We start from the raw sequence: 24,535 nt of genomic DNA, 5'->3' as shown, positions 1-24,535 counted from the left end.
GGACACCAAAACATTTAAGCAGCCTATAAGCAGCCTACTGTTTGCAGCGAAGCCCCAGTTTCCTGCGAATCCGTTTGATCCGGTGAACTCCAATGTGAACGCCGTGGCAGGCAAGCTCTTTCTGCAGACGTTCTGGACTGTAGGTTTCTTCCGTTCTTTTATGAGCCGCTATGATTTCGAGTTCGAGCCGTTTTTCCTCTTGATTCCGGGGAGAATCCGGTCGTTTCAGCCAGGCGTAGTAGCCACTGGTTGAAACCTCCAGAACCCGATCTGTTTTGCCGTTGACGTACAATGACATGGTTTTATACTTGCTGCAGAGAGAAGGGCCGGACAAAAGGACGGAACGGCGGCTTACCGCGCAAATCCGGGCGGAGTGCCCGCCGGAGCGGACAGCGTCGAAGAGTGCCGCAGGTGCTTCGGGGAAGCGGGAAACTTGCTTCGGCATCGTGTGCGTAGGGGGGTTTGCTTCTCAAGACGGGGGAAAAACTGTTTTCCGAACGACGGGGAAAGAGGCGGGTGCTCATGGAATCCGGAAAACCTTTCGCACGCATTCCCATTCCCTATGGATCGTCCTCCCTGGACCTGATCCTTCCCGAGGAACGAATCGCCGGGGTTCTCCGCTCCCGGGTGAACGACCTCCGACCCGAGGCCGCCGGAGGCGAACTGGTCCGCCGCGCCCTTGAGGCTCCCGTCGGGTCGTCTCGGGTCGCGGAACTCGCCCGGGGAAAAAAGCGTATCGTGGTGATCACCAGCGATCACACGCGCCCCCTGCCGAGCCGCGTCACCCTGCCGCCGCTTCTGGAGGAACTCCGGAGGGGGTCCGGCTGCGGCGACGGGGAGATCGCGCTCCTCATCGCAACGGGGACGCATCGCCCCATGACGCGGGAGGAGCAGGTCGCCCGTTTTGGCGAGGAGACGCTCCGGCGCGTGCGCGTGGTGATGCACGAGGCCACGGTGGAGGAGGAGATGGTCTCCATCGGGCGTCTTCCCTCGGGAGGTCCCTGCGAGATCAACCGCATCGCCGCGGAGGCGGATCTTCTTGTCGCGGAGGGGTTCATCGAACCCCACTTCTTCGCGGGATTCTCCGGGGGATGCAAGAGCGTGCTCCCCGGAATCGCAAGCCGTTCCTGCGTGTTGGGAAACCATTGCGCGGAGTTCATCGGCCATCCGAAGGCGAGGACGGGCATCCTGGAAGGCAATCCCCTTCAGACGGACATGCTCTTCGCGGGCGAGGCGGCACGCCTCGCCTTCGTCCTCAACGTGGTGCTCGACCGGGACCATCATGTGGTCGCCGCCTTCGCGGGACATCGGGTGAAGGCGCACAGTGCGGGGTGTGCCTTCCTGCGCGATCTCGCGAGCGTGACGGCCGCTCCCGCGCCCGTGGTGGTCACGTCCAACGGGGGCTATCCGCTGGATCAGAACATCTACCAGGCCGTGAAGGGCATGACGGGAGGCGAGGCGGCCTGCATTCCCGGAGGTGTGATCGTCATGTGCGCGGAGTGCCGCGACGGCAACGGAGGCGAGCGCTTCGTGGGAGAGTTCCGGAACGCCTCCGGGCCGGAGGACGTCCTCGCCCGGATCGGGGCACGAAAGCGGGACGAGACGCTTCCCGATCAGTGGGAATCCCAGGTGCTGGCCCGGGTTCTCTCCCGTCATGCCGTGGTGCTCGTCACGGAGGAGAAGAACTTCGCCGACGCCCGGACGCTCGGGTTGATTCCCGCGGCCACGCTCGAAGAGGCCATGGCCCGAGCGGAGGCGCGCATGGGTGTCGCCGCTCCCGTTCTGGTGCTTCCCGACGGCGTGGCGGTCATCGTGGAACCCGCCGGAACAACCGAGCGACCTACGGAGGGAACCTTCGTGGCTTGATCGCCACGTGAAGATAGGGCACAATAGGAGGAGGAACACATTCCGTGAAGCTGATTCCGGAGAAGAGCGGTTTTTCACAGCAACCGTCTCTCCGGACAACAGATGTCGAAGGAGGATGTTCAGGGATATGAAGCGAATGAGTGCAACCCTTTTTCTGCTCTGTGCATTGTGTTTCACCGGGGTTTTTCTGTTTTCCGAGCCTGCCGTCGCGGGAGGGTGACCGACCTGTACGGTCCGTGTGACCGAATTCACGGCGGACAAGACCGAAGGGACCGCACCGCTGAAGGTTACCTTCACCTGCAAGGCGGAAGTCACGAACGGCACCATGTGGAAGTATCAGTGGAACTTCGGCGACGGAACGACGGAGGAGACGGTGACGAATGCGCTTTCGGCGACGAAGGAGCACACCTTTTCCACCGCCGGCACCTACACGGTGCGGGTGACCGCCCGGAGCACGTCGCAATCCGTGGATTCAAGAACCCTTGTCGTCACGGTCAACGCGGTGCCCACACCGACGATCTCGGGTTCTCCCACGCCGTCCCCCTCCGCATCTCCCTCCCCCACGGAAGGGGCGGGTGGATCGGGCGGCGGCTGCAACGCGGGAGGCGGGACGCTTCCGGCCATCGCCCTTCTTGTTCCGGCGTTTTTCCTGTTCCGACGCAAGGGATGACCTCTTGAAGGCCTCGGAGAAAACGCAGTGACGGACGCTCCTTTTGCGAAGAATCCGGCCCGGGCGGCCGGATTCTTCGCGCTTTCGGAGCCGGAGGAGCCGGACGGAAGGGGCGATCGGAGTCGCTCTGAGATATAATCCATTTCAGAAGAACTGCGCTCAGAGGGACATACGGTCGCTTCGGGAGGCGGAACGCTCTCCGAAGCGGAGGGGAGGCGATTTCTCGTGAGAAGAACCAGAACGGCGCCTTGTTCCCGCTCTTTTTGTTCTCACATGCGTTTCCCCTTCTTGTTGTGTTCGGTGTCGAAACGTGTTTCCAGGTTCTTCTTTCTCCTTTTCCCCTTCTTCTTTTGTTTCGCCTTTCTTGCGATCCTCTTTGCCGCGTTTCCCTCGGAGGGGTTCGCCCGGACGGAGCTGCTCTCCCTCGACGCCCAGGTCCGAAATGTGCACGTCACCGCGATGCGTCTCGCGGCGCTGCGTGACCGAGTGCTCGACCTCGTCTATCGGGGGCGGTACGATGAAGCCCTCGACGAGGCCGGAGGGTTTCTCCTCGTGACCTCCGCAATGGCCTGGCCGGCGGAAAGGGTGGAGTACGCTCTCGCCGTCGGCTACATCGCCTCCCGGCGCGGCGACGACGAGAAGGCGCTGGCCCTGGCGGAGCGTGCCCGGGAGCTGCTTCGCTCCTCCGGAAGGATTCCGGAAGAGATGCCGGAAACGTTGCGTTCCCTTCGGACGGTGCAGGAAATCCGCATGCTGGACGGCGTGATCCGCGCCTTTCAGGGAGTTTCCCGCTGGGACGATGCCTCGGCGACGCTGGAGGAGCTTCGTGCCCTGGCGGAGCGGACCGGAAGCGACTACGGCAAGGCGCTCGCCGCCCTTTCCGGAGGCGTTGCGGCCTACCGCGAGGGGCGCCACGCCGAGGCGGAGAGGCTGTGGCAGGAGGCGTTCAGGCGCGGCATGGCTTTGCTGGAACGAGACGCCTCCCGGAGCGCCTCGGAGGAGATGCCGGGAAATCCGGAGATTGCGGGGCTCGCGGCGAACCATCTGGCTCGTCTCTCCATGGGTGTGGAGGATCCGGCCCGGACGCGGGAGCGTTTTCGTGTCGCCCTCGAGATTGCCCTCGACGTTCCCTCTCCCTGGCTCGAGTTCGTTGTGCGGCTCAACCGGGCGGAGTTTCTGGACCGCTACGCCTTCGAAGCGGAGGAATCCCTGGCCGATCTGGAGCGCTGCGAGGCGCTCGCGGTCTCTCTGGGCCTTTCGTCGCAGCGTCTCTGGGTGTGGAACAATCTGGCGGTCTTTTTCCTGTCCCGGGGCGAGTACGGTCGGGCCAAGGAGGAACTTGACCGGGCGCTGCATTTTCAGATGTCTCCCGCGATTCCGGAGGATGTGGGAGTATACGTGAACGCGGGAACGCTCGCGCTTGCCACCGGAGAGGAGCAGGAGGCGGAGCGCGCCTTCCGCCGTGCCCTTGAACTCGCGCAGGAGCGGGGGGACCGCCGCGCCGAGGCGGGGATCCTGGTCAATCTCGGGATTCTGGCCCGCAGGGGAGGACAGCTCGAAGAGGCGAAGGCGCATTTCGGCAGAGCCCTCGACGGCTATCACGCCCTGGGAATGGAACGGGAAGCGACGGATCTCATGGTGAACATGGCGAATCTGGGCATTGTTGCGGAGGATTGGGAGCTTGCGGAACGCGCTTTGGACGTGGCCGCCGAGGACTACGCGGAGGTGAATGACGTCGCGGGCCTCGCTCTGGTGACATCCAATCGCGGCGTTGTTCGTCTCCGGCAGGGGCGTTTCGTCGAGAGCGAGACCTGCTTCGAAGAGGCCCTCGTTCTGGCGAGGCGGGTGGAGGATGCGCCGCTCGCCTTCGCCGCCCTGCACGGGCTCGCCCGGGCCAGGGTGGCCCTGGGGGACGGCGAGGCGGCTCTCGGGCCGCTTCGGGAGGCGGTGGATCTTCTGGAGACGATCCGGGCCCGCTTCGCCTCGGTGGAACAGCGCGTCGCCTTTTTGGAGCACCGCTACGACGCCTACGATCTTCTCGTGGACCTTCTCGTCGAACGGGGGGAGCTGGAGGAAGCCCTTTCCGTGTCGGAACGCATGAAGGCAAGGTCGTTCCTTGACGTGGCGGGAGGGGGACAGGTGGAACTCCGGGAGACGGACCGGGAGCTCTATGAGGCCCTCGCCGCCCTTGAGGGCGAACTGGAGCGCCTTGCCGCGAAAAAGAGCGCCCTCCTCTCCGAAGGAACTCCCGACGAGGAAAGGCGGCTCGCGCTGGAGCGGATCGAGCGCAAGGCCGCGGAACTCCGGGAGAAGCTCGCCTCCCTGCGAAGCCGGGTGGCCCTCGCGTCTCCGGAGCTGGCCGCCCTCTCCGCTCCCGCACCTCCGTCAGTGGCGGAAATGCGGCGTCTCCTTCCTTCGGATGTGCTCGTGGTGAGCTATCACCTGCTGCCGTCACGGACTCTCGCGTTCCTCGTCACCCGGGACGGAGTGCGGTGCGTGCTGCTGCCCCTTCTTTCGCGGCAGGCCGTGGAGAACGCGGTGAACGCCGCGCTGCCCTCTCTGCGGACTCCCGAGGCGGAGCCCCCTTTTCTCGAGCTTTCCCGCCTCTATCTGGGCCTCGTGGCACCCCTGGAGAACGTTCTGTACACGGCGCCGCACGTGGTGGTGATCCCCCAGGGCATTCTCGCCGCCATTCCCTTCCAGACGTTCTGGACGGGAACGGACTATCTCCTGCAGCGGGCGGCTCTTTCCTACGCGCCTTCCCTCGGCATCTACACGCTGCTCGCCGCCCGGAGAAGCGCGGAGGCGACGAGGTCGAGACCGTTGCGCTTTCTCGGCTTCGGCAATCCCGTCTTTTCCGACGGCTCTCTTGCGCCGCTTCCCTTCGCGGAGCAGGAGGTCCTCGAGGTGGCACCCCTCTTTTCCGCCTCGGAAATCTTCTTCGGCGCCGATGCGACGGAAACGCGCCTTTTCGCAAAAGCCGCCGGTTTCGACGTGGTGCATCTGTCCACCCATGCCATGGCCGATGGAAGGCGCCCCTTGAACAGCACGATCTACCTCGCCGCCGACGGCGAAGACGACGGGGAGCTGCGGGCATCGGAAGTCTTCCGCCTGCCGCTCAACGCTGGCTGCGTCGTCCTGAGCGCCTGCGAGACCGGTTTGGGGCAACTGAGTCATGCCGAGGGACTCATCGGATTTTCCCGCTCCTTCTTCCACGCGGGAACATCGTCCCTGCTCGCGAGTCTCTGGAGCGTCTTCGATGCGTCCACGAAGGATCTCTTCGTGCTCTTCTACAAAAACTGGCTTTCCGGGGACACCAAATCCCAGGCGCTTCGGAAGGCCCAGGTGACGCTTCTGGAGCGCCTGCCGCACCCCGCATTCTGGGCTCCCTTCGTTCTTTTGGGGGAGGAGCGGTAAAAAACGACGGAAGGAAAGGGAGACGTATTCCCGGGGCGAAGGGGGCCCCCGGCACGAAGGAGGCGTGATCATGGACGGAAGAAAACTGCTGTCGTTGTTCCTGCTGGCGTGCTGCCTGGCCGTTTCCATCGGTGTTGCAGAGGGTGCGGACATCGACATCACTCTCCCTCCGGGATGGAATGCCCTGGAGCCGACCCGGGACGAGGTGGCCCTGTGCGAACTTCGGGACGACAAGGACCGGGCGGTGGTGCTCCTCCGTCTCCGGCGCATCGATTTCGGCTCCCCCGAGGAGGCGGAGGGATTCGCGGACTATCTCCGCAACAAGGCCCGCTACGATGAAAGCACCACGCTGCTGAAAAACAGCGACGGCACCCTTGCGGGATATCCTTCCATCGTGCATCAGGTGGTGGAGAAGACTTCCGACGGAACCCTCCAGCGGGAGATGTCCTATCTTCGCCTGGAATCCTCCTGGTACGTCTTCGAGTTCTCCACGCTGCCGGAGGATTTCGGGAGAGTGCGTGACCGCTTTGCCGAGTTCCTCCGGGGCGTGCGCATCACCACCTCCGGAGGTCCCGTTTCTTCTCCGGCGGCGTCCCCCGGTGCGGAAAGCACGGGGGACCAGGCTCTCCAGGTCGGGCCGGCTTCCCCGGCGGTCGTCCGGGAGGGAGCGCTGGCCTTCGAGGTTCCCCGGGAATGGAGTGCCGTGCCGCCCTCCGATCCATCCGCAAACGCCTACTTTGTCCTTCGCGAGGGCAGCGGAGCCCGGGCGGAATTTCTGTTCTACCGGGAGGAATTTCCCTCCCCCGTTCCCCTCGACGCCTATTTCCAGGCGGTCGAGTCGGAAGGGCAGGACAGTTTCAAGAGCTACCGGCGCCTGGATCTCAAAAGGACCTCTCTTGCGGGGCTGGAGGCGCTGCGGCTGGAGTTTCTTTTCACCGTGGAGGGCAACCCCGCACAGCTGAAAGGGCTTTTTTACACGGTGGTGACGGAAACGGAAGGGTACGGGTTTCTCTTCGACGCCGCCGTCTCGGACTTCGACGCACTTCTTCCCGCTTTCGACCGGATTCTGGCGAGCGTGCGCCGGGAGACCGTCGCGGCTTCCTCTCCGGCGGGAGCCCCCCTCGTGCATTCCGATCCGGCAGGGCTCTTCGCCGCGCCGCTTCCTTCGGGAGCGGTGGTCGTGCGCCCCATCGAAGGCGGTGCGCTCTATCGTCTTCCCGGAGGCGAGGAACTCCAGCTCTTTGCCGTGAAGGACGAGGCGGCGGCGGAAGAGGTCAGGGCGAAGATCGCCGAGGGCAAACGCGCCCACGGCAGTTCCGTGGTGCAGGCCCGGGGGCGGCAGGCCCAGGTCTTTCTCTACTCGTCGCCGGATGCCGCGGGGGTTTCCCGGGCGACGGTGGTCGTCCGTTTTGCCGCAAGCGGGGCGCTCCTCGTGGTCACGCTTCCCGCGGCGGAATACGGAAAGGCCCAGGAGTGGCTCCTGCCGTTCATCAAGGGGTTCTCGTTCCGGTAGGCCACCTCGGTTGCAATGGTCTTCCCTCGTCGCCTGCGGTTTCGAGGCGGGGCGGGTGTGCTCGTCGGCCTGTGCCGCAGAAGGAATGCCCGCGCCGGAGGATGTCCTCTGTCGCGGTTCGGAGGTGATTTCGTGAAACGCGGAATAGTGTTGGTGTTCCTGTCGGTGCTTTTGGGCATGTGTGTTCCGGGGTGTTCCCGCGGAAACGGGTTGATGGTGATCGGGACGGACCCTCCCTCCGGGTCGGGAAATGTGTCCCCGGAACTGCGGGAGATCCGCATCCGGTTCAGCGCTCCCGTGAAGCGGAACAGTTGGTCCCTCGTCTCGGAGAGCGCCGGAACGTTTCCCGAACTGCTCGGCGATCCGCGTTTCGAGAGGGATCCGTCGGGGGCCGCCGAAGGGGTCTCCGTGTGCGTGCTGCCCGTGCGCCTTCTTCCGGGGACGACCTATGCGCTGGGGGTGAACAGCCAGGGGAGGCGTGGATTCCGAAGTGCCGCCGACGAGGCGGACGTGTGTGCTCCCTTCGTGCTGGTCTTCCGCACCGCCGCATCGGCGGAGGCTCCGCCTGAAAGCACCTCTCCGGTGACGGTTTCCCCTGCTTCGCCGGACCTCCGGCTCGCCTCCGGTGCGGGGGTGCTCTTTCTCTCCGGCGTCGGACGCGGCATCACGCCGCCCTCGCCGCCGGAAGTCAAGAAGCCGGATCGCTCTCCCGCGTCCGGAAGGTGGCTCTACCGGGACGAAGGAATGGATATCGAACTGGAACTCCTCGCCGACGGAACCTATCGGCACGAGCTGCGAAGCGCCTCGGGAACCGAACAGACCAGAGGGCAGTACACCTTCGAGAAAGGCGTGCTCCACATTCGCCCCGACGGCGAGGACCCCTTCCGCCTCGGGTGCCGGATCGTGGGGGATTCTCTGGAGATCCAGGACGACGAAGGGCACACCTACCTGTTCGTGCGGCAGACGAGCCCCGCCGGCGCACATGATGCCGCTCCTCCGGCGAGTCCTCTCTCGAAGGATGCTCCGAACGTCTCCGGCAAGGAAGACCGCCGCCTCTTCGAGCCCTACACGGACCGGACGGAGAAGGCGTTTTCTCTCCTTCTTCCCGAGGGGTGGAGCGTCGTTGGAGGTGTGGCGCGGAAGAGCCTTGTTCCTCAGGAGGGGCTCTCCCGGCTTTTGGAGGAAGAACTGGATTTTGCCGTTCGGAGCGATGCTTCGGGGACGGCGGAGATGCACTGGGTCTCGCCGACGCTCTATGTGGACATGCGCGTCGCGCCCGTGGAAGGCGCGCTGCCTCCCGGGTCTACCTATCACGGCATGACGGTCTTTCCCTATGTCGCGCCGGGGGATTTTCTCCTGCAGACGCTTTTCCCCGAACTGCGCCCCGGTGCGACGAACCTGCAGGTCGTGGAGGAGCGCGCGCTGCCTGCACTGGCCGCGTCGTTCCGGCTCTTCTTTGAGAAACATCTTCTGCCCTGTCTTCCCGTTCCCCTGGATTTTCGCTATGAGGCGACGCTCCTCACCGTAACCTACGACGAAGAGGGCGTCCGCTACCGGGAAAAGCTCGCCACAGTCCTGGAGAATCGCGGCCCCCTTTCGTCGGGCCAATGGTGTGATCGCTTCACCCTGACGGTCCGCTTTCCCGAGGGAGAGGAGGCGCGCTGGGCGCCTCTGTTCGGGGTGGTGGCGGATTCGCTGCGCATGTCTCCCGCGTGGGTCTCCGGAGAGGTGAAGCGATGGATCGAGCGGGGAGAGCTTCTCGGGGAGAGGAAGGCCGAACTCCGGGAACTCGAACGAGCGTTGGCGGAAGTGAGACGGAGGGCTGGGGAGAGCCTGGTGGACGACATGTTTCTCTCCCTCTCCGGGCAGGCGACATACCGCAATCCCTTCTCGGGAGAGGCGGAGACCGGATCGAACCAGTGGCACTTCCGGTGGCGGAACAAGGCTGGTTCCGTGGTCTACACGGACAAGGCCGACTACGATCCGAATCGGGATCCGTCCCTTTCCGGCGGAGAGTACCGCAGGAGCACTCTTCTTCCGTAGTTCTTTCGATGGGGACGCGATGGTGCAATACGCAATACACAATCGAAAGCCGCGAAGCGGCATTTTTTCGGGGAAGCAATGTCTGAAAAAAGCACGACGCGGAATGGACATGGACCATGCTCCGGCATTTCCGGAGACAAAGCGTGTTCCCTTCGAGGGATTGTTTCGGAGGAGGGCGTGTAAGGAGGAATCGTCTTGGAACGTTTTTTCGCCTCGCCGTTGTTGTTCAGTCCTCTCACGTGGATTGCTTCGGGAGTGCTTCTGGGAGCGGTGTCGCTTCTTGGTTTCCGATGGCTGCGTCGTTGCCGCGAAAGGGACATGGTCTTCGATCTGGACCCCTATACGATTCTCAACAAACGCCGTGCCAAGGGGTTTCTCACGTCTGGGGAATACGAGGAAATGCGGCGGCGCGTCGCCTCGTACAGCGCCGCCATGCTTTCCCTCGATGACGCGTCTCGGGAGGAAGCGCTTTTCTGTCTCAAACGCTATGCCAACGGAGATCTGCACGAGGAGGACCTTCTGAAGGAACCGATACTGCAAAATCTCCGCCGGGAATCCTGAGATCTCCGGAAAAAGATTCGACGCCGCGTGCGGAATGAAGGAAGGCGCCTTCGGTCATCGTGTGCGCGCCTTTCGCCTGGTCGTTCCGAGCTGTTTCCAGTAGGGGATGGGTTGTTGCAGGGGTTTCGTCCCGTCTCCGGCGGCCGGAGAGTGTTCCCGGCGGAGGAGATCCGGACGGATGGTTCGGCATGAAAGAGAGTCCAACGAAGCGAGGAGGAAACGGAATGGAAAGGAACACTTCCACTCTTTTTTGGCGCATGCTCGACGTCGTCGAGAAGGATATCGTGCCCCTCACGCGGGACGGTGTGCGTCAGGGGCACAAGGTCTTCGGCGCGGCGGTGCTCCGGGCGGACGATCTCTCCCTGGTTCTCGCGGGAACGAACCATGAGGCGGAATGCCCTCTCTGGCACGGAGAGGTGTGGACCATCAAGGAATTCTTCGCCCCCTCTCCGGCAGAGCGTCCTTCCGTGCCGCGGCCGGGTCCCGCGGAATGTCTCTTCCTCTCCACCCACGAGCCCTGTTCCATGTGTCTCTCCGCGCTCGCATGGTCGGGCTTTCCCAAGGTCTACTTTCTGTTCGGCTACGAGCGCACCAGAGAGGACTTTCAAATCCCTCACGATCTGCGGATCCTGGAGGAAATCTTCGGCTGCCCGAGTCCTCGACGGAAGAGTTCCTTCCTCGAATTGTTTTCCCTGGAGGAGATGATTCCCTCTCTGGCGAATCCCGGGGAGGCGCAGGCCCGTTTCGAGCGACTCCGGGCCGTCTATCTGGAGCTCTCGGAGATCTACCAGGCGACGAAGGAGCGGAGTTCCGTCATCGCCCGAAAGTGAGTCTCCGTCGTCCCGCTCTTGACAGACCTGAAGATGGGGGCATAACATAAGATGTTTTCAGTTAGAAGCCTCTAACAGGGGGGCGGAACATGTCCATATCGGCCCGCATCGAGGACTACATGGAAGAAATTTTCTCCCTCGAAATCGAAGGACGAAAGGCCACGGTGACGGAGCTTGCGTCGCGCCTCGGCGTCACCAAGGCCACGGTGGTCTCGGCGGTGCGGCGGCTCGTCGCCGCCTGCCTGCTGGAACACGAGCCCTACGGCGCACTCCATCTCACCGAGGCCGGTCGGGAAAGGGCGCTTCGCATTTACCGGCGCCACGAGCATCTCTCGTTTCTCTTCGCCGAGATCCTCGGCATCGAGAAGGAGAAGGCCGTGGACATGGCCTGTGCCCTGGAGCACGCGGTGGACGAGGAATCGGAGATGCGCCTCCTCGCCTTCGCGGATTTTGTCTTTCAGGCCAGACGGCAGGGACTTTCCTGGGTGGAGGAGCTCCTCGCCGCCACGCAGGATACGTGTCGCCTCCCCCGCCCTCTCGTGATGATTCCCGAGAACGGAAAGGGGATCGTGGCGAGGGTCACCGCGGGCGGATTGCTGCGAAAGCGTCTTCTCGAAATGGGGCTCGTTCCGGGGTCCCTGGTGGAGTATCTGGGAACGGCGCCGCTTGGAGATCCTCTTCATGTGCGGGTTCACGGAACGGACATCTCGCTTCGCCGGGACGAGGCCACCACCGTGTGGGTCTGTCCTTGTCGCGAGGAGTCCGGTGAGAAGGAAGGATGTGCGCCATGTGTCCGGTAGAATGCGTTCGTGAAGGTTCCGCGGTGGAGATCGTGCGTCTTGCGGGAGGCGAGAGGTTCTGCCGCCGCCTCGCCGAAATCGGTGTGGTGCCCGGGGCGAGGGTCAGGGTGGTGCGCAATGCCGGAGGAAGCATTCTTCTCGGCGTGGGCGATGCGCGCTACGCCCTCGGAGAGGGTATGTGCGGACGGATTTTCGTGCAGGAGGTGCCTGAAAGCGCGGCGGTCTGACGTCTGAACGCGCATTCCCGGGACGATGCGCCTTTCCGGCGCCGGAAGGAAGGGCGCTCCGAAGTTTTCGGGACGAGCAAAGCCTTGAGGAACAAAGAGAGTGCTTTCCCTGAGGGGGGACACTCTTTTTCAGAAAATGACGAGAGTTTGTTTGATCTAACAAATATGTGTCTGTCCGAGTGATGCTGGGCCAGGTCGCCGGAGGAAAAGGGTGGATGTGTCCACGCTGAAAGTATGTTCGTACTCCGAAAGAGGTTTGTTCACTCTAACTTTTCTGGAGTCTCGAAAATATCGTACAAACGCAGGGAGGAACGGCAATGAGTGAGCAGTGTCAGGCTCCGCAGTCTCTCGACACGGTGGAGCCCGGAAAGTCCTGTGTCGTCATCAAGGTTGAGGGTGAGGGAGCGCTCCGAAAGCGTGTTCTCGATATGGGGATCGTTCCGGGAACGACCCTTCGGGTGGAGCGGAAGGCGCCTCTCGCGGATCCCGTCGCGGTGTGGTTCCGCGGGTACGAGCTGAGTCTCCGCCTCGACGAGGCGAAGGTCGTGCTGGTCCGGATCGCCGGAGGCGGGTGTTCCTGCTGCGCCGGTTGCGGGGGGAGGTGAACGCCGTGGGTGCGGTGATCGCCCTGGCGGGCAATCCGAACACGGGAAAAACGAGTCTCTTCAACCGGTTGACCGGTTCCCGGGCCTCCGTCGGCAACTGGCCCGGCGTGACGGTGGAGCGCAAGGAAGGGCTCATGCGCGTCGGCGGCGAGGAACTCACCATCGTCGATCTGCCCGGCATCTACAGCCTCGGCGCCGCCTCCGTGGACGAGCAGATCGCGGCGGAGTTCATTCTCCGCGACCGTCCCGACGTGGCGGTGGTGGTGGTGGACGCGTCGAACCTGGAGCGCAGTCTCTATCTGGTGGTGCAGCTCCTCGAAATGGGACAGCCCGCCGTGGTGGCCCTCAACATGGTGGACGCCGCGAACTCCCGGGGAATCCAGGTGGATGTGACCGCTCTGGAGCGGTTGCTCGGTGTTCCGGTGGTTCCCACGGTGGCCACCTCCGGCGAGGGAGTGGAGGGACTCAAGACCCGCGTCGCCGCCCGTCTCGCGGCTCTGCGCGGCGAGGGTTCCTTCGGGGAGGGGCGCAGGGATTTCGTCGTTCCCTACGGAGAGCGGGTGGAGCGCGTTCTTCGGCGTCTCGAAGAGGCCCTGTCGGGCCTGGGGATCACGTTTCCCGGCGCGTCACCGAGGCTTGCGGCGGTGAAACTCGCCGAGGGGGACACGCTCTTCTTGAGCGCCCTGGCGAAAAACCTGCATGCTCCGGAATTCGAGGAGGTTCTTCAGGGCGAGAGCGACCGCCTCGAAAAGGAGCTGGGCTACGATCTTCAGACCGCGGTGATCGAGCGCCGCTGGGGATTCCTCTCCGGTGTGGCCGCCGAAGCGGTGCGGCGGGATCTTTCCATCGCGGAACGGCTTTCCCTCTCGGACCGCATCGACCGCGTCGTCACGCACCGCCTTCTCGGGCTTCCCCTCTTCCTGGGGATCACCTGGCTGGTGTTCACCCTCACGTATCTCCTGGGCGACCCCACGGCGGATTTCCTGGACGGAGCCATCGGCTCCCTCGGAGAGTGGCTGGGAGGCGTGCTCGCGTCCATGGGTGCGCCTCCGCTGCTTCAATCCTTCGTGATGGACGGCGTGGTGGGCGGTGTGGGCTCCGTGGTGGTCTTCTTTCCCCACATTTTCCTCCTCTTCGTCTTCATCGCCGCGCTGGAGGATTCGGGGTACATGGCCCGGGGAGCCTTCGTGATGGACCGGATCATGCACTTTCTCGGACTGCACGGCAAGAGCTTCATCCCCATGCTCCTTGGATTCGGCTGCAACGTGCCCTCCATCATGTCCACGCGCATTCTGGACCGTCCCCGGGACCGGATGATCACCCTCCTGGTGCTTCCCTTCATGAGCTGTTCCGCCCGCCTTCCCGTGTACGTTCTCTTCGCGGGGGTCTTCTTCGGCGAGCGGGCGCCGCTGGCCATCTTCTCCCTCTACGTGCTGGGAATCCTCGTGGCGGTCGCGGCGGCGAAAATCCTGGGGAGCACCCTGTTCAAGGGAGAAAGCTCCCACCTGGTGATGGAGCTGCCTCCCTACCACCTGCCCACCCTGAGGGGTGTGTTCCGTTCCGCCTGGGAGCGGGGAGCCATGTTCCTGAAGAAGGCGGGAACCTTCATCTTCGCCGCGGTGATCCTCGTCTGGGCCGGGGCGAACCTGCCCCTTGGCGTGGAATATGCCTCTCAGGAAAGTCTTGTGGGGCGCCTGGGATCCGCCGTGGCCCCCTTGCTGGAGCCTGCCGGTTTCGGTTCGTGGCAGGCCGGTGTGGCCCTGGTCTTCGGTCTTCTCGCCAAGGAGGTCGTGGTGGGCGCCTTCGGCACGCTCCTCGGCGTGGGCGAGGAGGGGATCGCCGCCGTGCTGCCCCAGTTCTTCACGCCTCTCGCGGCCTACGCGTTTCTGGTGATGACCCTGCTCTACATCCCCTGTGTGGCGGTCATCGCCGCCTTCAAGCGGGAGACCAACAGCTGGAAGTGGACGGGATTCCTGGTCCTCTACACGACGCTTCTCGCCTACGGCGCGGCGGTCCTGGTCTATCAGGGAGGGCGACTCCTGGGGTTGGGATAGCGTGGCGGCACAGACAGGGCGCGAAGGAAGACGGAAGAACGACGAAAGCAAAGGCCCCCCTCTGAAAGGGGGGCCTTTGTGTGTGGCGCGAGAACCTTTTGTTTCTCACGACGCGGAGGCGGGATCTCCCCGAAGGGAGCCGTCGCCACGACAAGCAGGCGTTGCCGTTCGGACCTGCGACGCACCTCCGACGTGCGTCAGCTCCTCTTGCGCACTTCCTTCGCCCAGGAGTCCTTGAGGGAGACGGTGCGGTTGAAGACCGGACATTCCGGCGTCGAATCGGGATCGACGCAGAAATAACCCTGGCGGAGAAACTGGAAGCGCGCCTCCGGGTCGGCGTTCTTCAGAAGCGGTTCTCCGAAGGAACGGCAAACCACGAGAGAATCCGGATTGAGATAATCCCTGAAGCTCTTCCCTTCCTCCAAATTCGACATGTCCTTTCTCGTGAAGAGACGGTCGTAGAGGCGCACCTCCAGAGGAACGGCATGGCGCGCCGAGACCCAGTGGAGTGTCCCCTTGACTTTGCGGCCGTCCGGCGCGTCACCTCCCCGAGTGGCGGGATCGTAGGTGCAGTGCAGCTCCGTCACGTTTCCCTCCGCATCCTTGATCACGTCCCGGCAGGTGACGAGATAGGCGTGCTTGAGCCGCACCTCCTTGCCCGGGGAAAGGCGGAAGAACCCCTTTGGGGGAACTTCCTCGAAGTCGTCCCTCTCGATCCAGAGTTCCCGGCAGAAGGGAACGGTGCGACGTCCCGCGGAGGGATCCTCGGGGTTGTTCTCCGCCTCGAATTCCTCCACCTGATCCTCGGGGTAGTTGGTGAGCACCATCTTGAGGGGGCGAAGCACCACCATGACGCGCTGCGCCGTGGCGTTCAACTCGTCCCGGAGGATCGACTCCAGGTACTCCGCCTCCACCATGCTGTTCGCCTTGGCCACGCCGACCAGGGCGCAGAAACGGCGGATCGCCGAGGGCGTGTAGCCACGGCGGCGCAGGCCGCTGATGGTGGGGAGGCGCGGGTCGTCCCAGCCGCGCACGAGCCCGGTGGTGACCAGTTCCAGAAGGTGGCGTTTGCTCATCACCGTGTAGGTGAGGTTCAGACGGGCGAACTCGTACTGGTGCGGCCGCGACGGCACGGAAACGTTGTCCAGAAGCCAGTCGTAGAGGGGACGATGATCCTCGAACTCCAGGGTGCAGATGGAGTGGGTCACGCCCTCGATGGCGTCCTCGTAGCCGTGGGCGAAGTCGTACATGGGGTAGATGCACCAGTCGTCTCCCGTGCGGTGGTGCGCCACGTGGAGAATTCGGTAGAGCACGGGATCGCGCATGTTCAGATTCGGATGGGCCATGTCGATCTTCGCCCGGAGAACGCACTCGCCGTCGGCGAAATCTCCCCGGCGCATCTTCTCGAAGAGCGCCAGGTTCTCCTCCACGGAGGTGTTCCTGTCGGGCGAATCCGTGCCCGGTTCCGTGAGGGTGCCCCGGTTTTTCCGGATCTCCTCGGGAGTCTGGAAGTCCACGTAGGCCTTGCCAGCCCGGACCAGCTCCAGAGCCCATTCGTAGAACCGGGCGAAGTAGTCCGACGCGTAGGTGAGCTTCGCCCAGGACGCCCCGAGCCACGCCACGTCGCGTTTGATGGCCTCCACGTATTCCGTCTCTTCCTTCGTGGGGTTCGTGTCGTCGAAACGGAGATTGCACTCTCCGCCGAACCGTTCCGCCAGGCCGAAGTTGAGACAGATGGATTTGGCGTGGCCGATGTGCAGGTGTCCGTTCGGTTCCGGAGGAAAGCGGGTGATGACCTTCGTCACTCTTCCGGAGGAAAGGTCATCGGCGATGATGCGCTCCAGGAAGTTCGGCTCCCTGGAGACGCCTGCGTCAAACAGGCCGTCCGTGCGTCTTTCTGCGTCTCTCACATCCATGGCAATTTCGGAGGACGCGCCGCGCCTCCGTTTCACACTCCTTCGCCGGGGAATCGTTCGTGTCGCGAGTGGTAGGCCACCTCGAAAGAGGGCACCCCCCACCGTTTCGCTTTCTTTGTGTATGTCGCCTATTTTTGCACGACCGGGACGAAAGAACAATGTGCTTTCCCTTCCGGAGATGCTTTTCCCGGGGAGGAAGGGAGAAAACGGTGCATCACGCCTCGCCCGGAGTGAACGTGCGCAGTGCCCGGGCGAGACGGAGCGCGCCCTCCTCGGCTATTTCGGGGGTGACCTTGGCGAAGGAGAAGCGGATCGTGTCGAGCCCCTTGCCTTTTGTGGGAAAGAAGATCGTCCCTGGAATGATGCCGATCTTCTCCGTCTCCACGGCGAAGCGGGCGAAACGGACCATGTCGTTCAGTCCGGGAATGCGCCCCCAGAGAAAAAAGCCTCCCTCGGGAATGTCGAAGGAGAGCCCCAGGGGAACCACGTGCCGTTCGAGGGCGGCCACGAGGGCATCCCTCCGGGTCCTGTAAGCCTTCTGGAGGTGTTCGAAATAGGGTGCCAGATCCAGATCTTTCAGGAAATCGAAGAGAATGTACTGCGAAAAGGCGGGAAGCCCGATGACGTTGGAGACCCGGAGATGGTTCAAGGTGGACATGATTTCCGGGGGAGCCACCACCCATCCGCAGCGCAGGCCCGGAGCGACGATCTTGGAGAAGCTCCCCAGGTAGAGCACCCGGGCGTCGTCACCGGCGAGGCGGAGATAGCTTTCGGGGACGTCTCCCTCGAAGCGGAGATAATGATAGGGGTCGTCCTCCAGAATGACCACGTCGAATTTTCTGCAGAGTTCCAGAACCTGGCGGCGCCGTTCCGTCGGAGCGGTGCAGCCCCGGGGGTTCTGGAAGGAGACGATGGTGTAGAGGAATTTGACGCGGTTTTCCCGGAGCACCTTTTCGAGAGAGTCGGGCAGAATCCCCTCCTTGTCCACGGCGGCGGAGACGAAACGGGCACCCTGTCTCGCGAAGTTCAGAAAGGCCTCCGGATAGGTCGGGTCCTCCAGGGCGATCAGGTCCCCCTCGTCGATCAGGGCTTCCGTGACGAGGTTGATGCCCTCCTGGGAACCGTTGGTGAGAAAGACGTTTTTCGCGGAGACCCACTCCGGAAGAAGACCGTCGGCGCGCATCCACCCGACGATCCATTCCCGCAATCCGAGCAGTCCCTCGTCAAAGGGATAGTAGCTGAACAGGTCCGGATTGCGGAAGGCGTTCCGGGCGGAGGCGGCGAGGCCCTCCAGCGGAAAGAGTTCCGTCGAGGGCTCTCCCGCAGTGAAGGAAATGGCCTGGTTCTCCACGACGAGCTTGATCATCTCGGCGATGAAAGAGGAATCGAGCCTTTCCCTGGCCATGGTGCTGAAGCGGGCGTTCCAGTTTACGGACATGATGCGAACCGCCTTTCCGACAAGTTTTTCGCAGGATCGCGTTTGTCCCGGGGTGCGCTTCGGCTTTCCTTCGGGGCATCCAGTCGGTTTCTTACGACGCGTCCCCGGCATCGGCCTCCGTGCCCATCGTGTGTAATGGGAACATGCGCAAAATCTGCCATAGTTGCCTCTCCCTTTGTGGAACGTTTCTTCTTGATGCAGGACGTTGCCGCTTCGGAACCCCGCCGGAAACGGGTGGGTGACATTCGTGTCTTCGAACCGATGAGGGATAGCCCTCGCTGTTGTCGTCGACCTCTTCTCGCGTATGCTCGTCGGTCGGGCCATGAGCGAACGTATGACCGCCGAGTTGGTGGGCAAGATCGGTCCTCTTCGGACTATGCCGGCGGCACACCTCTCGTTTCATCGTTTCCACGGAATAGCCGGAGACGACACTCCGGGCGGTGTGGGCGAACGCGCCTGCCCGTTCCGTTTCGGCGCGAAGACGGTGGGTTTGTATCCTTCGCCGGATCACGGTGGACTCGTCCACGGAACGATCTTTCCGGGATTGAGGATGTTGTTCGGGTCAAAAGCCAGCTTGACCCGTCGGATGAGCGCCATCTGTGCCTCGTCGAGAAAGAGGGACACGTCCTCCCGCCGCTTGAGCCCCACGCCGTGCTCTCCCGTGAGCGTTCCTCCCAGGGCCTTCACGATGGGGTAGAGTTCCCGTTGGAGCGCCGCAAGGCGCTGTTTCCAGTCCGGAGGCGTGCCTCCGGAAAAGAAGATGGTGGCGTGGAGATTGCCGTCCCCCACGTGTCCCATGGTCTGCGACACCGTGCCGTGGCGTGCGCAGATCTCCCCGAGACGGTCGAGAAACTCCGGAATGGCGCTGGTGGGGACCACGATGTCCTCGTCGGCGTACTCCGGGGGAAAGAAGGCCCACGCCGCCTCGGTGAGGTTCTTCCGGACCTTCCAGAGCCTGTCCCGCATGGTCCGGTTGTCCGCCACAAAGACCTCCAGCGCGCCGTGCTCCAGGCAGAACCGGCCGATGCGCTCGTAGTCGTCGGCGAGGGCGTCCCGGTCGTTGCCCTCGATCTGGATGAGGAGATAGGCTCCCGCCCGGTCGGAATGCGGAACCGGACGGTTCAGAAAACGTTCGGCAAGTTGGACCGAAAGAGCGTCCATGAACTCCACGGACGAGGGGAGAATGCCTCCTTCCCGCATGATGCGGGGCACGACGGCCACGGCGGAGGCGGCGTCGGGAAAGGGAACCAGAAGGTCCACGACCCGTTCCGGAAGCGGAACCAGTTTCAGGATGGCCTTCGTCACCACGCCGAGGGTTCCCTCGGAGCCCACCAGGAGCCTCACGAAGTCGTAGCCCGTCACGTCCTTGCGCTGCTTGCCGCCGAACCAGGTGACGGAGCCGTCGGCGAGGACCACTTCTAGGCCCAGGACACTTGCCCCCGTGGAACCGTACTTGATGACCTTGTTTCCCCCGGCGTTCTCGGCGATGTTTCCGCCGATGAAGGAGGCGTCGCCGCTGCAGGGGTCCCCCGCGTAGAGGAGTCCCGCCGCCGCCGCGGCGCGGGTGATCTCCGAGGTGACCACCCCGGGCTCCACGGTGATGCACAGGTTGTCCACGTCCACCTCCAGAATGGCGTTCATCCGCTCCAGGGAGAGCACGATGCCCCCGAAGACGGGAACGGCCCCGCCGGAGAGCCCTGTTCCGGCGCCCCGGGGTGTGACGGAAATGCGCCGTTCGTCGGCGAAGCGCAACACCGCCGACACCTGAGCGGTGCGCTCGGGAAAGACGAGCACCTCCGCGAGGTAGGGTCTGTCCCAGGCGCAGGACGCCACCTCGTCGCGGGAGTAGGCGGCCCGCTTCTCCTCGTCGGTGGTCACTTGTCCCGGCGAGAGGAGCGCGCGGAGTTCTTCCACCACCTCCGGCGTGACGGGAGAATAGGCAAAATCAGCCATGGAAATGTGCCTCCTTGTCACGGTTTCCGAAGCGTTTTCCGGCGGGGGTGGAACGGGACGAACGCCGCTTTTTCGGCGAGACCGGATCCTTCTCCACAAAGGGCGCATGTGCCGGATTTTCATCCGCTCCTCTTCGCTGTGCGGCGTGAGAGACCTTTTGCGGAGGCGTTCCTGTGGATTCGCCGGAACGGGAGAGCTCGGCGAGGGCCAGATCCAGGTGAAATTCGAGATATTTTTCCGCGAGCTCGGTGTCGCGTCGTTTCAATGCGTCGAGAATGCGTGTGTGTTCTTCGAGGATGAGATGGTTATCGTAGTCCTCCCGCCCCGCGAAAAGAATCCGGAAGGCCATGCTTCGTGCCAGAAGCGCGTCGAGAGAGTCCGTCAGGGCTTCATTGTGCGTCGATTCGGCCAAAAGATGATGAAAGAGGCAATCTTGCCGAATGAGGGAGGAAATGTCCAGGTCGGCGGCACGCTGTTCCTGGATGGTTTCTTCGAGACGGCAGATCTGCAGGGGCGTGATGGTGCCGGAGAGCTTGCGGATCACCAGCCGTTCCAGGTGAACACGGACCTCCATCGTGTCCGCCATTTCCTTCAACGAAGGGGCGGCAAGGCACGCTCCGCCCCCGGGGACGAGAACCACCACGCCCTCCTGTGCCAGGCGACGCAATGCTTCTCGAACCGGTGTCCTGCTCACGCCCGTTTCTGCGGCCAGGGATGCTTCCGGAAGCCGCTCTCCCGCAGTGAGGACCTGAGTGGTAATTCTCAGGAGGATCTCCCTGTAGACCAGGTCCGCTGCGGTCACATGCTGCACAAGTTTCGTCATGGATCGGCCTCCGGAATGAAAGTATGCGCAGTATACGCTGAATACTCTATCGTCGTCAACGATGCCCGTATCGCGGTGAAGGCCGGGAGAACGTTCGCTCCCAAGGAAGAGCGCAAAAGAAAGGTGTCGCCGCGGATCTTGCCGCGTGTCCGCCGGAGCGAAAGTCTTGACAAGCATTCTAAAATGAGAAAAAATATCATTCATGACGAACACAGTGGAGCCGTACGGACACATCCAAAAGACGACCGGCGAGGAGACGAGACATCTCCTCGACACGAACGGCCTGAAGGCCACTGCGCCACGCATTGCTCTCGTTGAGCTTCTTTCCGCATCACCTCGAGGGCTTTCCATGGCGGAGATCGTGGCCTCCCTCTCGAAGGATGGCATCGGTCAGGCCACGGTCTATCGTGCGGTTGCGCTTCTGGAAAAGAGAAATCTTATCAAGTGTGTGCACGGCTCCGACGGAGAGCATCGGTACGTGCGATGGTCCTCCGGGCATGTGCACGCTCTGGTGTGTCGTTCCTGCGGCAGGGCGGAATCGTTCGAGGCCTGTGGCCTGGACGTGCTTGAAAAACTCCTCGCCGCCCAGACCGGCTATGTCATCGAGGGACATCATGTCGAAGTGTACGGTCTTTGCCCCGTCTGTGCCGTGGGGGGGAGGAACACTTCGTCGCAGGCGGAGAAGAGGGCGTGCAGGGGGAGAGCCGGGGAAGAGCCCGAAAGCGGGAACAATGCCTCGGAGGCCTCGTAGCGCGTACATTTTACAAGGCCGCTCTCGCCGGAAAAGAGCACATTTCTCCGGTGGTCGGGTGTGATATCGGGGAGGCGCATCAAAAAACGAAGACGTTTTACGTCGGAGAAGGCGCCTGCGGAGTTCCGGAATCGGTCTTTCCGGGGAGAAAGCGGTACGTGCCAGACCGGGTTCTCCGGGAACATCAAGGCTGTTTCCTCTACGCGGGAATACGCGGTGTAAAAAGGAGGAGCACATGGAAAGCTCGAAGAAAAAACGGCAGTGGAGGGGGTATGTGTTTTCGGTTCTGGCGGCGGGTCTTTTGGCGCTGGTCGCCGGAACGGCTTTTTCCTCCGGGGCGGTCGCCGCGGAGGCGGCGAAACTCAAGGTGACGGCCACGATCTTCCCTCTCTACGACTTCGCCCGTCAGGTGGGCGGCGACCGTGTCGAGGTGTCGCTCCTTCTGCCTCCCGGCGTGGAGGCGCATACCTACGCGCCTCGCCCCGGTGACATGATCCGCCTTGGGAACGCGGAGATCTTCCTCTATACGGGGGAATTGATGGAACCCTGGGCGGAGAACCTTGTGAAGGGCGTGGACAGCCCGGCGCTCCTCGTGGTGGACACGAGCCGCGGCATCGAACTCGCCGAGGAGGACGAGCATGACGAGCATGTCCACTTCGGCGAGGCCGAATCCTCCGGCCACGCGGCGGCGTCGCCGGAGGAGCACCACGGGCACGACCAGAAAGCGAGCGCGGATGCGCACGCCGGGGGTGCCTCCGACCACCATCATCTCCATCATGGCAAGGACCCCCATATCTGGCTCGATCCCGTTCTTGCCCGGATCATGGTGCGCACCATCGCCGAGGCTTTCGCCGCAAAAGACCCCGCGGGAGCCGAGAGCTACCGCAACAACGCCGAGAGCTATGCGAAGGAGCTTGCGGCCCTCGACAGAGAGATCACCGAAGGACTTTCCGCTTGCGAGCGAAGGACCATCATCTACGGCGGCCATTTCGCCTTCGGCTATTTTGCCCGTCGCTACGGGCTCGAACACGTGTCCCCCTATCCGAGCTTCGCCCCCGATGCGGAGCCGTCCCCCCGGGCCGTGGCGGAGCTGGTGGAGACCATGAAACGCACCGGCGCCTCCGTGATCTACCACGAGGAACTCATCGATCCGAAGGTCGCGCGGGCCATCGCCTCGGAGACGGGGGCGCGGCTTCTCCTGCTCCACGGCGCCCACAACCTTTCCCGGGAAGAGCGTGAGCAGGGGCTCACCTATCTCCAGATCATGCGGGACAACCTGGCCCGGCTTCGGGAAGGACTGGCATGCCGGTGACAGCCCAGCAGGCGACCGCCGGGGTCTCCGCAAAGGCCGAGTTCCCGCGGCATTTCCGTTCCGACGACTCTTCGCCGCTGCTCTCCGTTCGTGACCTGACGGTGCTCTACCAGACGAGCACCGTTCTGGAACGGGTGTGTTTCGACGTTGCTTCCGGGGAGTATGTGGGCATCGTGGGACCGAACGGCTCGGGGAAGACCACGCTGATCAAGGCGATCCTCGGCCTCGTGGAGCTTGCGGAAGGTGATGTGCGGCTCTTCGGGGAGTCCCTGTCCGGGTTTTCCCGGTGGGACCGCGTCGGCTACCTTCCCCAGATGACGACTCTTCCGCTGCAGCGTTTCCCCGCCACGGTGGCCGAGGTGGTCTCCATGGGACTCTTGGCGCGGAAAACGTTTCCGAAACGGCTTTCCAAGGCTGACGAGGAGGCGGTGGATCGGGCGCTCGCGCTGGTGGGGGTGTCGTCGCTGCGGTCGCGCTTCATCGGGCGCCTCTCGGGGGGACAGCGCCAGCGCGTGTTTCTGGCCCGCGCTCTCGTCTCCGAGCCGGAGCTGCTCGTGCTGGACGAGCCGGTCACCGCCCTGGACCCCGACGGACGGGAACAGTTCTACCAGACCGTGGAGCGTCTGAACCGGCAGCTCGGCACCTCGGTGCTCCTGGTGAGCCACGACAGCGCCACCATCGGGAAGTACGCCTCGAAGATTCTCTATCTGGACCGCAAGGTCGTCTTCTTCGGCGCCTTCGGCGATTTCTGCGGCTCCGAGGAAGCGGCCCGCTATCTTGGAGGTGCCTTCCAGCACCTGGTTTGTAGGCAGCACCACCATCACGAATCCCATGCTTGACGGACCTTTCGCCCAGATCGTCCAGGCGCTGCAGTACACCTTCGTTCAGCGGGCGCTTCTCGCGGGGAGCGTGGTGGCCTTTTCCTGCGCCTTTCTCGGCGTGTTCCTGATTCTGCGGCGTTTTTCCATGATCGGCGACGGCCTGGCCCACTCGGCCTTCGCCTCCATCGGGCTTGCGCTCCTCCTCGGAGTGTATCCCCTCTACGTGACCATGCCCGTCGCGGCAGTGGCGTCCCTTCTGATCCGCAAGCTCTCGGAGCGGGCCGTCTTCGGCGACGCGGCGGTGGGCATGGTCTCCGCCACGGGAATGGCCGCGGGCGTCTTCCTCGCGAGCATGGGACGGGGATTCAACGTGGACCTCTTCAGCTATCTTTTCGGGGACATCCTTGCCGTGACGAGCGCGGAAGTGTGGGGCGCATCGCTGCTCTCCCTGGTTGTCGTTCTGGCGGCGGTGTTCTTCTATCACGACCTGCTCGCGGTGACCTTCGACGCGGAATATGCCCGTGTCGTGGGGATTCGTCCGGATCGGGTGGAAAGCGTTTTGCTGGTGCTCACGGCCTTCACGGTGGTCCTCGGGATCAAGGTGGTGGGAACGCTTCTGGTGTCGAGCCTCATCATCTTCCCCGCCGTGACGGCCCTTCAGGTCGCCCGGGGATTTCGCAGTGCTCTGATGCTTTCTACTCTCGTGGGGGTCGCCTCGGTGATCCTGGGAATCTTCGCGGCCTATCTCTTCGATGCCCCGGCGGGAGCGTCCATCGTGATGGTGAACTTCGTCTTCTTCGCCCTGGCGTACACCGGAGGCAGGCTTTTCCGACGGTAAACCGCCGGCGGCACAGGGCTTTCTGTGTCGCCGTTTCGGAAATTTCCGCCCGTTCCGTGCGGCGCGGCACCCTCTGCTCTCGTCGATACGCGTTCTC

The 24,535-nt window shown here is 63.4% G+C and carries 19 protein-coding genes and 1 pseudogene; 15 read left to right on the top strand and 5 right to left on the bottom strand.

The window, feature by feature from the left end; translation table 11 throughout:
- Positions 1-37: 37 nt before the first annotated feature.
- A pseudogene (locus K349_RS20030) lies at positions 38-268 on the bottom strand (IS3 family transposase); the annotation flags it as partial.
- A 254-nt stretch (positions 269-522) separates the two neighbouring features.
- Between K349_RS20030 and larA the strand changes: the two are divergent.
- From larA to feoB, 11 genes are all read left to right on the top strand, one after another.
- Positions 523-1,866 carry a nickel-dependent lactate racemase gene (larA, locus tag K349_RS0101875; RefSeq protein WP_051464228.1) on the top strand — a complete coding sequence of 448 codons (1,344 nt, stop codon included), beginning with the start codon at positions 523-525 and terminating at the stop codon, positions 1,864-1,866.
- Between the two features lie 238 nt (positions 1,867-2,104).
- Entirely contained in the window at positions 2,105-2,536 is a 432-nt protein-coding gene (locus K349_RS0101865; RefSeq protein WP_026368200.1) for an SYNERG-CTERM sorting domain-containing protein, read from the top strand.
- Between the two features lie 225 nt (positions 2,537-2,761).
- The gene (locus K349_RS0101855) at positions 2,762-5,953 is read left to right on the top strand and encodes a CHAT domain-containing protein (RefSeq protein WP_026368199.1); all 3,192 of its coding nucleotides are present in this window, start codon (positions 2,762-2,764) and stop codon (positions 5,951-5,953) included.
- 70 nt (positions 5,954-6,023) lie between these two features.
- Positions 6,024-7,466 (top strand): hypothetical protein, encoded by a 1,443-nt coding sequence (locus K349_RS0101850; RefSeq protein ID WP_026368198.1) that lies wholly within the window; start codon positions 6,024-6,026, stop codon positions 7,464-7,466.
- Between the two features lie 132 nt (positions 7,467-7,598).
- Positions 7,599-9,509 (top strand): hypothetical protein, encoded by a 1,911-nt coding sequence (locus K349_RS0101845; protein ID WP_026368197.1) that lies wholly within the window; start codon positions 7,599-7,601, stop codon positions 9,507-9,509.
- 195 nt (positions 9,510-9,704) lie between these two features.
- The gene (locus tag K349_RS0101840) at positions 9,705-10,070 is read left to right on the top strand and encodes an SHOCT domain-containing protein (RefSeq protein ID WP_026368196.1); all 366 of its coding nucleotides are present in this window, start codon (positions 9,705-9,707) and stop codon (positions 10,068-10,070) included.
- Positions 10,071-10,294: 224 nt separating this feature from the next.
- The gene (locus K349_RS0101835; protein ID WP_026368195.1) at positions 10,295-10,900 is read left to right on the top strand and encodes a tRNA-specific adenosine deaminase; all 606 of its coding nucleotides are present in this window, start codon (positions 10,295-10,297) and stop codon (positions 10,898-10,900) included.
- A gap of 89 nt (positions 10,901-10,989) precedes the next feature.
- A complete protein-coding gene (locus K349_RS0101830; protein ID WP_026368194.1) occupies positions 10,990-11,700 on the top strand; it encodes a metal-dependent transcriptional regulator in 711 nt (236 codons plus the stop codon).
- Positions 11,688-11,927 carry a FeoA family protein gene (locus tag K349_RS0101825; protein WP_026368193.1) on the top strand — a complete coding sequence of 80 codons (240 nt, stop codon included), beginning with the start codon at positions 11,688-11,690 and terminating at the stop codon, positions 11,925-11,927. Before K349_RS0101830 ends, K349_RS0101825 begins: the two co-directional genes overlap by 13 nt.
- A 317-nt stretch (positions 11,928-12,244) precedes the next feature.
- On the top strand, positions 12,245-12,532 hold the full coding sequence (locus tag K349_RS0101820) for a FeoA family protein (protein WP_026368192.1): 288 nt from the start codon (positions 12,245-12,247) through the stop codon (positions 12,530-12,532).
- Between the two features lie 5 nt (positions 12,533-12,537).
- Complete coding sequence (gene feoB / locus K349_RS0101815; RefSeq protein ID WP_026368191.1) at positions 12,538-14,586, top strand: ferrous iron transport protein B; 2,049 nt, start codon at positions 12,538-12,540, stop codon at positions 14,584-14,586.
- A gap of 197 nt (positions 14,587-14,783) precedes the next feature.
- Here feoB and K349_RS0101810 read toward each other — a convergent pair whose 3' ends face one another.
- The 4 genes from K349_RS0101810 to K349_RS16045 all read right to left on the bottom strand — a co-directional run bounded on the left by K349_RS0101810 (position 14,784) and on the right by K349_RS16045 (position 20,716).
- Positions 14,784-16,538, bottom strand: coding sequence for a glutamine--tRNA ligase/YqeY domain fusion protein (locus K349_RS0101810; protein WP_245587988.1), 1,755 nt, complete (start codon positions 16,536-16,538; stop codon positions 14,784-14,786).
- A 178-nt stretch (positions 16,539-16,716) separates the two neighbouring features.
- Positions 16,717-17,940, bottom strand: a complete 1,224-nt coding sequence (locus K349_RS0101805; protein WP_169731286.1) for an aminotransferase-like domain-containing protein — start codon at positions 17,938-17,940, stop codon at positions 16,717-16,719.
- Between the two features lie 507 nt (positions 17,941-18,447).
- Positions 18,448-19,893 (bottom strand): FAD-binding oxidoreductase, encoded by a 1,446-nt coding sequence (locus K349_RS0101800; protein WP_026368188.1) that lies wholly within the window; start codon positions 19,891-19,893, stop codon positions 18,448-18,450.
- Positions 19,886-20,716, bottom strand: coding sequence for a GntR family transcriptional regulator (locus K349_RS16045; RefSeq protein WP_026368187.1), 831 nt, complete (start codon positions 20,714-20,716; stop codon positions 19,886-19,888). The genes K349_RS0101800 and K349_RS16045 overlap by 8 nt, the downstream gene beginning before the upstream one ends.
- A 202-nt stretch (positions 20,717-20,918) precedes the next feature.
- On the opposite strand from K349_RS16045, the gene K349_RS16040 reads away from it, so the two are divergent.
- From K349_RS16040 to K349_RS0101775, 4 genes are all read left to right on the top strand, one after another.
- Positions 20,919-21,467, top strand: coding sequence for a Fur family transcriptional regulator (locus K349_RS16040; protein ID WP_026368186.1), 549 nt, complete (start codon positions 20,919-20,921; stop codon positions 21,465-21,467).
- A 235-nt stretch (positions 21,468-21,702) separates the two neighbouring features.
- Positions 21,703-22,779, top strand: a complete 1,077-nt coding sequence (locus K349_RS0101785) for a metal ABC transporter solute-binding protein, Zn/Mn family (RefSeq protein WP_026368185.1) — start codon at positions 21,703-21,705, stop codon at positions 22,777-22,779.
- Positions 22,770-23,618, top strand: a complete 849-nt coding sequence (locus tag K349_RS0101780; protein WP_026368184.1) for a metal ABC transporter ATP-binding protein — start codon at positions 22,770-22,772, stop codon at positions 23,616-23,618. The genes K349_RS0101785 and K349_RS0101780 overlap by 10 nt, the downstream gene beginning before the upstream one ends.
- Positions 23,563-24,438 carry a metal ABC transporter permease gene (locus K349_RS0101775; RefSeq protein WP_245588010.1) on the top strand — a complete coding sequence of 292 codons (876 nt, stop codon included), beginning with the start codon at positions 23,563-23,565 and terminating at the stop codon, positions 24,436-24,438. Before K349_RS0101780 ends, K349_RS0101775 begins: the two co-directional genes overlap by 56 nt.
- Positions 24,439-24,535 lie beyond the last annotated feature (97 nt).

The sequence above is a fragment of the Aminiphilus circumscriptus DSM 16581 genome (genome assembly GCF_000526375.1).
GTDB classification, from domain to species: domain Bacteria; phylum Synergistota; class Synergistia; order Synergistales; family Aminiphilaceae; genus Aminiphilus; species Aminiphilus circumscriptus.
Note: the sequence above shows the minus strand (reverse complement) of the source record. Positions and strands in the feature narration are given on the sequence as shown.